General features: G+C 68.9%; 11 protein-coding genes. 5 read left to right on the top strand and 6 right to left on the bottom strand.

Features of this window, described 5'->3' with window-relative positions; translation table 11 throughout:
* Positions 1–11: 11 nt before the first annotated feature.
* Both urtA and EPD65_RS10980 read right to left on the bottom strand, forming a co-directional pair.
* Positions 12–1,274 (bottom strand): urea ABC transporter substrate-binding protein, encoded by a 1,263-nt coding sequence (gene urtA / locus EPD65_RS10975; protein WP_131584074.1) that lies wholly within the window; start codon positions 1,272–1,274, stop codon positions 12–14.
* A 120-nt stretch (positions 1,275–1,394) separates the two neighbouring features.
* Positions 1,395–2,327 carry a 5'-3' exonuclease gene (locus EPD65_RS10980; RefSeq protein ID WP_341539059.1) on the bottom strand — a complete coding sequence of 311 codons (933 nt, stop codon included), beginning with the start codon at positions 2,325–2,327 and terminating at the stop codon, positions 1,395–1,397.
* Positions 2,328–2,435: 108 nt separating this feature from the next.
* On the opposite strand from EPD65_RS10980, the gene EPD65_RS10985 reads away from it, so the two are divergent.
* The 4 genes from EPD65_RS10985 to EPD65_RS11000 all read left to right on the top strand — a co-directional run bounded on the left by EPD65_RS10985 (position 2,436) and on the right by EPD65_RS11000 (position 6,551).
* Positions 2,436–3,380 carry an alpha/beta hydrolase gene (locus EPD65_RS10985; RefSeq protein WP_165872975.1) on the top strand — a complete coding sequence of 315 codons (945 nt, stop codon included), beginning with the start codon at positions 2,436–2,438 and terminating at the stop codon, positions 3,378–3,380.
* A 412-nt stretch (positions 3,381–3,792) separates the two neighbouring features.
* Positions 3,793–5,292, top strand: a complete 1,500-nt coding sequence (gene lnt, locus EPD65_RS10990) for an apolipoprotein N-acyltransferase (RefSeq protein WP_131584078.1) — start codon at positions 3,793–3,795, stop codon at positions 5,290–5,292.
* Position 5,293: 1 nt separating this feature from the next.
* Positions 5,294–6,049: a polyprenol monophosphomannose synthase gene (locus EPD65_RS10995; protein WP_243640551.1), complete on the top strand. Its 756-nt coding sequence runs from the start codon at positions 5,294–5,296 to the stop codon at positions 6,047–6,049.
* 4 nt (positions 6,050–6,053) lie between these two features.
* Positions 6,054–6,551 carry an FxsA family protein gene (locus tag EPD65_RS11000; RefSeq protein WP_131584080.1) on the top strand — a complete coding sequence of 166 codons (498 nt, stop codon included), beginning with the start codon at positions 6,054–6,056 and terminating at the stop codon, positions 6,549–6,551.
* Positions 6,552–6,562: 11 nt separating this feature from the next.
* On the opposite strand, the gene EPD65_RS11005 is transcribed toward EPD65_RS11000, so the two are convergent.
* The 3 genes from EPD65_RS11005 to EPD65_RS11015 form a co-directional block, all read right to left on the bottom strand.
* Entirely contained in the window at positions 6,563–6,949 is a 387-nt protein-coding gene (locus EPD65_RS11005) for an RNA polymerase-binding protein RbpA (RefSeq protein ID WP_131584082.1), read from the bottom strand.
* A 151-nt stretch (positions 6,950–7,100) separates the two neighbouring features.
* Positions 7,101–8,459: an MFS transporter gene (locus tag EPD65_RS11010; RefSeq protein ID WP_131584084.1), complete on the bottom strand. Its 1,359-nt coding sequence runs from the start codon at positions 8,457–8,459 to the stop codon at positions 7,101–7,103.
* Positions 8,456–9,214 carry a glycerophosphodiester phosphodiesterase family protein gene (locus tag EPD65_RS11015; protein ID WP_131584086.1) on the bottom strand — a complete coding sequence of 253 codons (759 nt, stop codon included), beginning with the start codon at positions 9,212–9,214 and terminating at the stop codon, positions 8,456–8,458. The genes EPD65_RS11010 and EPD65_RS11015 overlap by 4 nt, the downstream gene beginning before the upstream one ends.
* 81 nt (positions 9,215–9,295) lie before the next feature.
* On the opposite strand from EPD65_RS11015, the gene EPD65_RS11020 reads away from it, so the two are divergent.
* The gene (locus EPD65_RS11020) at positions 9,296–9,562 is read left to right on the top strand and encodes a zf-TFIIB domain-containing protein (protein WP_131584088.1); all 267 of its coding nucleotides are present in this window, start codon (positions 9,296–9,298) and stop codon (positions 9,560–9,562) included.
* A 60-nt stretch (positions 9,563–9,622) separates the two neighbouring features.
* On the opposite strand, the gene EPD65_RS11025 is transcribed toward EPD65_RS11020, so the two are convergent.
* Positions 9,623–11,149: a UDP-N-acetylglucosamine 1-carboxyvinyltransferase gene (locus tag EPD65_RS11025; RefSeq protein WP_131584090.1), complete on the bottom strand. Its 1,527-nt coding sequence runs from the start codon at positions 11,147–11,149 to the stop codon at positions 9,623–9,625.
* Between the last annotated feature and the right edge of the window lie 45 nt (positions 11,150–11,194).

Genomic DNA, 11,194 nt, shown 5'->3' on the forward strand with positions numbered 1-11,194 from the left:
GTGGTGCAGGATCAGCCGGCAGCCTTGACGAGCGCGTCGCGCGTCGCGGCCGGGAACCAGTCGTAGCCCTTGAGGTACGGGTCCGGAGCAATCGGCGTACCCGAGGACCAGACGATCTTGAACTGGTTGTCGGGCTGGATCTGACCGATGTTGGCGACCTTGGAGATGTGGTGGTTCTCGCCGTCGAGGGTGATCAGACCCTCGGGGGCGTTGAAGGTGATCTTGTACTTCTTCGCCGCCGCGTTGATCTTGTCGACGTCGAACGAACCCGCCTTCTCCACGAGCTCCTTGTAGAGGTACAGCGAGTCGTACGCCGCCTCCATCGGGTCGGACGTGACACCGGAGTTGCCCGGGTACTTCTTCCAGTCCGCGATGAACTTCGCGTTGGCGGGCGACTTGATCGACTCGAAGTAGTTCCACGAGGCGTAGTTGCCCGAGACGTCGTGGCCCATGGCGGGCGCCTCCTCCTCGGCGATCGAGACCGAGATGATGGGCGTCGTCTTCGGGGACAGGCCGGCGTCGTAGTAGGCCTTGACGAAGCCGACGTTCGACGAGCCGTTGATGGTGTTGAAGACGAAGTCAGGCTTGGCCTTGACGATCTTCGCCACCTGCGTGGTCCAGTCGGCCTTGTCGAGCGGGACGTACTCCTCGCCGACGATCTTGATGCCGAGCTTGGCGGCGTACAGCTTGATGATCGCGTTGGCGGTGCGCGGGAACACGTAGTCGGAGCCGGCGAGGAACAGCGTCTTGACACCCTGGGCCTTGAGGAAGTCCATGGCCGGGATGATCTGCTGGTTGGTCGTGGCGCCCGTGTAGTAGATGTTCTTCGACGACTCCAGGCCCTCGTACTGCACCGGGTAGAAGAAGAGGCCGTTGTACTTCTCGACGACCGGCTTGACGGCCTTGCGGGAGGAGGACGTCCAGCCGCCGAAGGTGGCCGCGACGCAGTCCTTCGTGAGGAGCTTTTCCTCCTTCTCGGCGAAGGTCGGCCAGTCCGTGGCGCCGTCCTCCTGGATCGGGACGATCTTCTTGCCGAGGATGCCGCCCGAAGCATTGATCTCGTCGGCTGCCATGTGCAGCGTCTTGGAGACGGTCTTCTCCGAGATCGCCATGCCGCCGGTGAGTGAGTTGAGGAAGCCGAGCTTGACGGTGTCGCCCGAGGTGTCGACACAAGACTTGGGCGCGGCGGTGGGAGCCGCGTCCTTGGTGGTGGCGCCACCGCAGCTGGACAGGATGAGCCCCGTCGTCAGCGCGGCAGCCGTCACGGACAGCATGCGGTTGCGGGATTTGAACACCTTGGTAAGACCTCTCGGTAGGACCACTCGGTGAAGCACGGATGTGCTCTCGTGGCCCTGACCGTAGGAACCCGGCGTTTCGGTTATTACCGAATGGAATTAAATCCCTGTAACGCGGGCCAGCGTCTCGCTGAGCCGGGTCGTGGAGGTGCCCAGGCCCCACTGGGCAACCAGCCCGTCGAGCACGTCCGGATGCAGGGGGCCGGCGGGAAGCGCGGTGTCCGGCAGCCCGAGGTCGATGTCGCGCGCGACCGCCACGACCGTCGGCGCGACGGCCAGATAGGCCTCCGCGTCACGGAGCTTCGCACGCGGGCCGGGCGCGAGGTCGCTGGTCGGGTCGTCGACCGCCGCCACGAGCGCAGGGATGTCCGCGAAGCGCTGCAGCAGCGTGGCCGCCGTCTTCTCGCCGACCCCCTTGACTCCCGGAAGTCCGTCCGACGCGTCGCCGCGCAGCGTGGCGAAGTCGGCGTACTGGCGGGCCTCGACGGCGTACTTCTCCCGCACCCAGGCCTCGTCGACGCGGTCGTGACGGCTGACCCCGCGACCCACGTAGAGCACCCGGACGCCAGCCGCGTCGTCGACGAGCTGGAACAGGTCACGGTCGCCGGTGACGATGTCGACGGGCATGCCGGCGCCCGTCGCGAGGGTGCCGATGACGTCATCGGCCTCGTAGCCGTCGGCACCGACCACTGCGATGCCGTAGGCCGCGAGGACGTCGCGGATCACCGGCACCTGGACCTGGAGCGGGTCCGGGACCTCCTCCACGTCCGGTCCGAGATCGCGCTCCTCGACGACCCGGTGTCCCTTGTACGAAGGGATCAGGTCGACCCGCCACTGCGGCCGCCAGTCGTTGTCCCAGCAGCAGACCAGATGGGTGGGGGAGTACTCCTCCACGAGGCGGCTGATGTAGTCGAGCAGGCCGCGGACCGCGTTGACGGGCGTGCCGTCGGGCGCCCGCATGGAGTCCGGAACGCCGAAGTAGGCACGGAAGTAGAGCGACGCGGTGTCAAGGAGCATCAGGCGCTGGGTCACCCGGATGATTCTGCCGGACGGCGCCGACATGGCTACTTCTAACCATCTGTCCAGAGAATCATGCCGAAATGGCGACCTCCGGTCTCCCGTGTGTATACCGTCACACCCATGCGCACCGATTTCGGCGGCGGTTCCGTCCAGTCCCAGGTCCTCGGCCTGGTGCTGCGCAGCAGCGCGCGCCTGGTGATCGAGGCCTGGGCCACGGCGCCGTCGCTCCCGTGGCCCTATGGGGTCGTCGACCAGCTCGGCCAGCTGCAGCGCAAGGCGCCCGGCACGTCGTTCGGCCAGACCCGGATCGGCGCGATCCGCGCCCGCGTCGTGCGCCACTCCTCGGCCCGCCCCGGTCGGCACATCCTGTACTTCCACGGCGGGGCGTTCCTCGTCGGCGGCTGGCACCTCCACGGCGGTCTGCTGTCGCGCATCGCCGCCGCAACCGGAGCGACGCTGACCTCAGTCGAGTACCGCCAGTACCCCAAGCACTCCGTCACCCAGTCCACGGCGGACGGCCTCGCGGCGTACCGGCACCTGCTCGGCCAGGGCGTCGCCCCCGACGAGATCGTCTTCATGGGCGACTCCGCCGGTGGGTTCCTGACATTCACCGTCGCCGACGCAGCCCGCGAAGCCGGGCTCCCGATGCCGCGCGCACTCGTCGCCATGTCCCCGCTCATCGACTTCGACTTCATCCGTACGCCGATCGGCCGCACGCGCCGCGGTGACCACGTGTTCGGTCCCCGCGCGTTGAGGACCTTCGGCCGCGTGGTCGGGGGAGCGCCGGGCTCCGTCCACACGCCCGTCGACTGCGACCTCGCGACACTCCCGCCCGTCCTGCTGCAGGTGAGCTCGAGCGAGGCCCTGTATCGCCAGGTCGCCCGGTTCGCCGACCTGCTCGAGGACGCCGGCGTCCCGACGGACCTGCACGTCTGGCCCGGCCAGGTCCATGTCTTCCAGGCGGCCTCGGTCGTGCCGGAGGCCATCGAGGCTGTGGGCGCGATGGCGGCATGGGCAGAACGCGTCTGGTCCAGCAACGCCGGAGCCGCGGCAGCGACCGCCTGAGGACCCCGCGGACGGCGGCGGCGTGTCGTCCACCGACACGCCGGAGCCCGGGAAAATCCCGGGAAATGAACGGTGACGAGGACCCGTCCCTGACCTGCAGGAACGGGCGTTGTCGCTGGTCAGATGAGGGTTGACATCAGCGCCGGAAACCAGCACATTCGGGCAGTCCGCCCGCGCAGCCGTCGCGGTCGAACCGGCCGGAAGGCGCCGTACTCCTCGGGTCCCACCAGTTCCGAACGAGTGCGTTGTCCGCCAGTCGGGGACCCGCTTCGGGGGCAGACGCGCAGGAACCCGACTCCCTAGACAACTTCCCGGGCACAGCAGCCAGCGGCGCTCCGGGTGGGCCCGAAGGGTCGGCCCATTCCTTCGCCTGCGGAGGGAGGGGTGCGGGCACGCCGGTAACCTAGCCGCCGTGCCCACCCGCCTCCTCGTCGCCACGACGGCTGGTGTGATCACCGCACTGGCCTTCGAGCCGGTGACATGGGCCTGGCTGATGCCGGTCGGGCTTGCCGCCTACTTCCTCGCGGTCCGCGGCGCGACCCCGATTCGCGCCGCGGCCGCTGGCGGCGCCTACGGTCTGGGCTTCTTCGGGATGCACCTGATCTGGATGCGCACGCTGGGCACCGACGCGTGGATCTCCATCACCGTGCTCCAGACGGCGTTCCTGGTCGTGCTCGGCGTCGTCCTGGCGCGGCTCGGTGAGCTGCGCCGCTGGCCGCTCTGGTACGCCGTCGCGTGGCTCGCGGGGGAGACGGTCCGCGGTCACCTGCCGTTCGGCGGGTTCACGTGGGGCGACCTCGGCCTCGGCGTGATCGACACCCCCGTGGCGGCGTGGCTTCCGTGGGTCGGCGTTCCCGGTGCGAGCCTCGTGGTCGCCGGGCTGGGTGCCGGTCTGGCCTGGCTGCTCACCGAGGGACGGGGACGCACCGCCACCCTGGTCGTGGTCGGCTTCGTGGTGCTGCTCGCCGTACCTGCGTGGGTGCAGCCGCCTCGCCACAGCACAGGCAGCACGACCGTGGCGCTGGTCCAGGGCGATGTGCCGGGCGACGGCACGCTCGTGGCGACGTACCACTACCAGGTGACGCGGTCGCACTCCGACCTGACCGTTCGACTCGCCCACGACGTCGCGGACGGTCGCGAGCCCGCGCCGGACTTCGTCGTGTGGCCCGAGAACTCCACCGCCGTCGACCCGGCGATCGACCCGCGGGTCCGCCGCGACGTCACCCGGGCGGTGGCCCACATCGGACGTCCGGTGCTGATCGGTGCCATCTCCGACGACCCCCGCGACAGCTCACGCGTGATCAACCAGGGCATCGTGATGGACCCCTTGTCCGGCGCGGGGGAGACCTACGTCAAGGCGCACCCCGTCCCGTTCGGTGAGTTCGTGCCGTGGCGCGGCCTGTTCGGCAAGCGCTTCACGGAGGACATCGGCCTGGTCCGCCGCGACATGGAGGCGGGGACGCGCACGACGCCGCTGGCGATCGCCGGCACCAAGGTCGCGGACGCGATCTGCTTCGACATCGCCTTCACGGAGCCCCTCGCGGCGGAGGTGCGCAACGGCGCGCAGCTCGTCGTCGTCCAGACCTCCAACGCAACCTTCATCAACACGCGGCAGATCGACCAGCAGTTCGCGATGACGCGCGTGCGAGCCAAGGAGCTCGGTCGCAGCATCGCGGTCGCCTCGACCAACGGGCGTACCGGCTTCATCGACGCCGACGGCAACGTGGTCGACACCGCCCAGACCCGCACCAAGGACGTGCTGGTCCGCCCGGTCCGCCTGTACGACAGCCGGCCACCGTCGGTGTGGGTGGGACCTGTCCTCGGACCTGTCGCCGTGGCGTTGACGTTGCTTGGGCTCGTGTTCACGTCTCGCGCGTATCTTCGAAGGCGTGAACAGCGAAGGACGCAGTGACGTGAACGACGGACTCGGCGGTACCGTCATGGTCGTTCCCACGTACAACGAGGCGGAGAACATCGCCTGGATCGTGGGCCGGCTCCGCGCCGCCGAGCCGGAGGTCGACGTGATGATCGTCGACGACGGCTCACCCGACGGCACCGGCGCCCTCGCCGACGCTCTCGCGGCGGAGGACCGGCAGATCCAGGTCGTGCACCGCACGGAGAAGGCCGGCCTCGGTGCGGCGTACCTGCATGGTTTCCAGGTCGCGCTCGCGCAGGGCTACGACGTCATCGGCGAGATGGACGCCGACGGGTCGCACCAGCCGGAGCAGCTCTATCGCCTCCGCTCGGCGCTGCTCGACGCAGATCTCGTCATCGGCTCGCGCTACATCCCGGGCGGCTCGGTCGTGAACTGGCCGCTCTTCCGGCGCCTGCTCTCAGCCTTCGGCAACCTCTACGTCCGCCTTCTCCTGGGCATCAAGGTGCACGACTCGACAGCGGGCTTCCGCCTCTTCCGGCGTACGACGCTGGAGAAGATCGACATCGCGACCGTCAACGTGACGGGCTACGTCTTCCAGACCGACATGGCCTGGCGGACCATCCAGTCCGGCCTCACGGTGCGCGAGGTGCCGATCGAGTTCATCGAGCGCGAGCGCGGTGACTCCAAGATGAGCCGCGCCGTCGCGATCGAGTCGCTGCAGCGGATCACCTGGTGGGGCCTGAAGCAGCGCCGGGCCCAGTTCTTCCGCGCCTTGCGCGGCATGCGACGCTGAGGGAGTGACCACCTCCGTACGCCGCGTCCCCGGCTGGTTCCTCGCCGTCCTGTTCATCGGCGTACCCCTGCTCGAGCTGATCGTCATCGTCAAGGTCGGTCAGACCATCGGAGTCGGCTGGACGATCCTGCTGCTGATCGCCGACAGCGTCTTCGGCGCGTGGTTGCTCAAGCGTGAGGGCCGTCGCGCGCTGGCCGCCCTCGGCACGGCGTTCTCCTCGGGGCGCATGCCGGCGCGCGAGATCGCCGACGGCATGCTGATCCTGGTCGGCGGGGTGCTCATGCTGACGCCGGGCTTCCTCTCCGACATCCTCGGCTTCCTCTGCATCCTGCCGTTCACCCGTCCGATCGCGCGGGGCGCCCTGACCCGCTTCGTTGCCGCACGACTTGTCGCCATGCCCGCTGGTCCGCTGACCGGTGGACCCGCCTTCGGCGGAAATGAGCGACGACCCCGCCCCGAGGGCCACGGTGATGTGGTCCAGGGCGAGGTCGTCGACGACTGAGTCAGCCAGCGTCAGGCGTTGGCCTTCTTCTTGGCCTTGCTCGGGCGGTGCAGGTGGGCCGGGCCGATCTCGCCACCGCGCAGCAGCTCGAGGCGCTCGGTGAGGATGTCCTCGAGCTCCTCGACGGAGCGGCGCTCGAGCAGCATGTCCCAGTGCGTGCGGACCGGCTTCTCGGCCTTCGCCTCGGGCAGGATGCCGGCGGCGCTCAGCGCGACGGTGCCGCAGCGCGGGCACTCCCACTGGGCCGGGATGTCCGCCTCGACCGACATGGTGATCTCGAAGAAGTGCCCCTGCGGGCAGTTGTAACCGACCTGCTGCCGCGCAGCGAACTCGATCCCGCGCTCGTCCTCGAAGCTCTGGCCTCCGAGACGAGCCCCACGCAGTGTGCGCTCTGCCATTGCTACCTCCGGATGACGTCGGGTGGATTGGTGTCTCTCGCAGATGGGACGGACGGGTGTGGTCACCATGACGCGAGCAACGGACACCAGTTGGTGTCGCTGTCATCAAACGTACGGGCAGGGGCAAGGATTCCCGCCCCTGCGCGACGGTTCAGACGTTGCCAGCGTCCCGCATCCCGCGCGCCGTGTCGACCCGGGCCAGGAGGGCGCCGCCGAGCACGAAGAACGCGATGAGCGCAAAGATCGCGGGCCGGTAGGAACCGGTCAGCTGGTAGACCAGACCGAAGGTGAGCGTGCCGAACCACGACGTGCCGCGGTCCATCGCGTGATAGAAGCTGAAGAACTCACCCTCGCGGCCGCGGGGGATCAGCAACGAGAAGTAGGAGCGCGCCAGCGCCTGCGTGCCTCCGAGCACGAGCCCGATCGCCACACCGAGCGCCAGGAAGGGAACCAGCGCCTTCTCGGGCAGCACCAGCGCGACCGTCACGATCACCATCCAGACCACGAGCCCGCCGAGGATGACCTTCTTCGCGCCCATCGACGCGGCCAGTCGTCCGAAGAGCAACGCGCCGAAGAACGCAACGAACTGCACCATCAGGATCGTGCCGATGAGCACCGAGGTGGCGAAGCCGAGCTCCTCCTGGCCGTACGTCGAGGCGGCGTACACGACCGTCTGGATGCCGTCGTTGAAGAACAGGTAGGCAATCAGGAACAGCAGCGCCATCGGATAGCGGCGCAGCTCCTTCAGGGTGACCCAGAGCTGGCCGAAGCTCGCCTGGATGACGCCGCCACCGGCAGCGACCTCGTGCACGGGCGGATGATCGCTCAGGCCCCGCATCGGGATGATCGTGAACGCCGCCCACCACACCGCCGCGGAGAGCATCGAGAGCCGGACGGCCATGGACTCCGAGAGCCCGAACGTGTCGTGCAGCAGGACCATGGCGAGGTTCACGGCGAGCAGGAGCCCACCACCGAGATATCCCCACGCCCAGCCGCGTGAGCTCACCCGGTCGCGGTCGTCCTCCTCGGCGATCAGGGGGAGGAAGGCGTCGTTGACCGTGATCGCCGCACCGAGGCAGATGTTCGCCACGATCATGGCGAGCGCACCGATCTGCCAGTCCGTGCCCTCGACGAAGAAGAGCAGTGCACCGGCCGCCGACCCGACCCAGGTGAATCCTCCGAGCAGGCGCTTCTTCCGGGCGGTCCTGTCGGCGATCGCGCCGATCAGCGGGAGCAGGACCGCGCCGAGGAGCGTGGAGAACGTGACGATGTACGACGGCAGCGCGCCCGGAGCGATGTGCAGCCCGAGCACCGCGAGGTCCCGCGCGCAGTCACGCCCGTCGTCACTCGTGTAGCCACAAGCGGCCTTCTCCGCCACCGCGATGAGGTACGGCGCGAAGAGCACCGTCTGCACCGTCGTGACGAAGGCACTGTTGGCCCAGTCGTACCAGTACCAGGCGCGCTGCTCGCGACGGCGTGCAAGGGGGCGGAGGTCGGCGATCCCGCTCATGAGTCCTCCTCGGTCGTCCACAGGCCCAGCTCGGTCAGGGTGTCACGCAGGACGTCGGTGCGGTCTGTGAAGATGCCGTCGACGCCAAGGTGGTGCAGCCGGCGGATCTCCTCGGCGTCGTCGACCGTCCAGACGTGCACCTCGACACCCGCCTCGTGCGCCTTCTCGACGAAGCGGCGGGTCACCACGAGCACCCGGCCGTGGCGCACCGGCACCTGCAGCGCCTGCGGGCGGCCTCCGGTCAGCCGACGTGCCAGGTGACCCGTGGGCGCCAGGAGAAAGGCCGCGACCTCGACGGGGTGCGCCGACGTGGGCACCTCCGGCCCCGCCACCCGCCGGAACTCGCGGAGCGCGGCGGGGGAGAAGGAACCGACCATCACACGCTCCTGGAGACCGCGCTCGACGATGAACCGCGCGAGCGGGGCCGCTGCACGACGCGACTTGATGTCGATGTTGAAGCTCGCCCCGGGAAAAGCCGCAACCAGCTCCTCCAGCGTGGGCACCGGCTCGCTGCCGCCCACCCGCGCCGCGCGCACCTCGTCGTACGTCAGGTCGGCGATGGCCCCGGTCAGGTCGGTGACGCGGTCCAGCCGTGCGTCGTGGAAGGCGAGCAGCACGCCGTCGCGGGTCACGTGGACGTCGGTCTCGAGGTGCCGGTAGCCGAGCGCCACCGCATGGCGGAACGCCGCCAGGGTGTTCTCCAGGCCCTCGAGATCAGGGTGCCGGGCGCCGCCGCGGTGGGCGAAGGGGGTCATGCAGCCATCGTGGCAAAGAACCTGCGACGCCACATGGAGCGACCTGCTCACAACGGGGCATCAGGGGAGTAGGTTCACCCCATGGATGCGGAGTCGATGGCCTGCCCCCGGTGCGGCGCAGGGATGGTGGAGCGCGGCGTCGGCCGCGTGGTGGTCCAGCAGTGCCCCGATGGGCACGGTGTCTTCCTGCCGCGGGTCGAGCTGGCCGAGCTGATCGACGCCGAGCGCGCTTGGCACGAGTCCGACGGGCGTCACACCATGGCGATCCCGCGGATCACCGCCGACATGACCGCCCCGCCGCCCAAGCCGCCGCGTCCACTCGCCTGGATCGCCACCCTCTTCGACTGACCCCCACACGCACACGAGCCCGCCGCGACCAGGTCGCGGCGGGCTCGTCGTACGTCTGTGTCAGATGTCGCGGAACGTCACGATGTTGGCGCCGAGCTCGTTGAGCCGCTCGGCCAGGTCCTCGTAACCACGGTGGATGACGTACGTCGAGCGGAGCACGCTGGTGCCCTTCGACGCGAGCATCGCGAGCAGGATGACGACGGCCGGACGCAGCGCCGGCGGGCAGACGATCTCGGTGCCGGAGAAGTGCGTCGGACCCTCGACGAGCACGCGGTGCGGGTCGAGCAGCTTGACGTTGCCGCCGAGCTTGGTGAGCTCGGTCAGGTAGATCGCGCGGTTCTCGTAGACCCAGTCGTGCAGCAGGGTCTGGCCCTCCGCGACGGCCGCGATCACCGCGAAGAACGGCAGGTTGTCGATGTTGAGGCCCGGGAACGGCAGCGGGTGGATCTTGTCGAGCGGCGCGCGGAGCTTGGACGGCTTCGGCGTCAGGTCGACGAGGCGCGTGTGGCCGTTCTCGGCGAGGTACTCCTCCGAGATGGCGTAGCGCAGGCCCATCTCCTCGAGGGTCGCGAGCTCGATCTCCATGAACTCGATCGGCACCCGCTGGATGGTGATCTCGGACTCGGTCACGATCGCGGCGGCGAGCAGCGACATCGCCTCGATCGGGTCCTCGGACGGCGCGTAGTCGACGTCGACGTCGATCTCGGCGAGACCCGTGACGGTCAGGGTCGTGGTGCCGACACCCTCGACCGTGACGCCGAGCTTCTGCAGGTAGAAGCAGAGGTCCTGGACCATGTAGTTGGACGAGGCGTTGCGGATGACGGTGGTGCCCGGGTGGAGCGCGGCCGCCATGAGCGCGTTCTCGGTCACGGTGTCGCCACGCTCGGTGAGGACGATCGGCTTGCCCGGCTCGACCGTCCGGTTGACCGACGCGTTGTAGGACCCGTCGGTCGTCTTGACCGTGAGGCCGAACGGACGCAGTGCCGAGAGGTGCGGCTCGACCGTGCGCTCTCCGAGGTTGCAGCCGCCCGCGTAGGGGAGGGCGAACTCCTCCTCACGGTGCAGCAGCGGGCCGAGGAACATGATCACCGAGCGCGTACGACGGGCCGCGGCCTCGTCGATGTTCGACAGGTCGAGCACCGCCGGCGGGATGATCTCGAGGTCGTTGTCGTCGTTGAGCCAGCGGGTCTGCACACCGAGGCTCTCGAGGACCTCGATCAGCCGGTTGACCTCCTCGATCCGGGCGACCTTGCGCAGCGTCGTACGGCCCTTGTTGAGGAGGGAGGCGCACAGCAGCGCGACGCCGGCGTTCTTCGAGGTCTTGACGGCGATGGTGCCGGAGAGCTTCGTGGGGCCGGTGATCCGCAGGTGCGTGGGGCCGGCGCCGAGCGAGACGATCTCGGAGTCGAGGGCAGCACCGATGCGGGCCAGCATCTCGAGCGAGAGGTTCTGGTGGCCCTTCTCGATCCGGTTGACCGCAGACTGGCTGGTGCCGAGCAGATCAGCGAGCTGCTGCTGGGTCAGGCCACGGTGCTTGCGGGCGTCGCGGATCAGGTTGCCGATGCGTCCCAGGTAGTCCTCGGTCATGCCTCCAAGGTATCTCAGATATGAGATACGTCAATGGAACGACGC

This window comes from Nocardioides jejuensis (assembly GCF_004337475.1).
Classification (GTDB): domain Bacteria; phylum Actinomycetota; class Actinomycetes; order Propionibacteriales; family Nocardioidaceae; genus Nocardioides; species Nocardioides jejuensis.

What these genes read in the sequence shown, in the direction of transcription:
- urtA (WP_131584074.1), bottom strand. Translation starts at nt 1,274, where the DNA reads ATGCTGTCCGTGACGGCTGCCGCGCTGACGACGGGGCTCATCCTGTCC.
- EPD65_RS11025 (WP_131584090.1), bottom strand. Translation starts at nt 11,149, where the DNA reads ATGACCGAGGACTACCTGGGACGCATCGGCAACCTGATCCGCGACGCC.
- EPD65_RS11010 (WP_131584084.1), bottom strand. Translation starts at nt 8,459, where the DNA reads ATGAGCGGGATCGCCGACCTCCGCCCCCTTGCACGCCGTCGCGAGCAG.
- EPD65_RS11015 (WP_131584086.1), bottom strand. Translation starts at nt 9,214, where the DNA reads ATGACCCCCTTCGCCCACCGCGGCGGCGCCCGGCACCCTGATCTCGAG.
- EPD65_RS11005 (WP_131584082.1), bottom strand. Translation starts at nt 6,949, where the DNA reads ATGGCAGAGCGCACACTGCGTGGGGCTCGTCTCGGAGGCCAGAGCTTC.
- EPD65_RS10985 (WP_165872975.1), top strand. Translation starts at nt 2,436, where the DNA reads ATGCGCACCGATTTCGGCGGCGGTTCCGTCCAGTCCCAGGTCCTCGGC.
- EPD65_RS11020 (WP_131584088.1), top strand. Translation starts at nt 9,296, where the DNA reads ATGGATGCGGAGTCGATGGCCTGCCCCCGGTGCGGCGCAGGGATGGTG.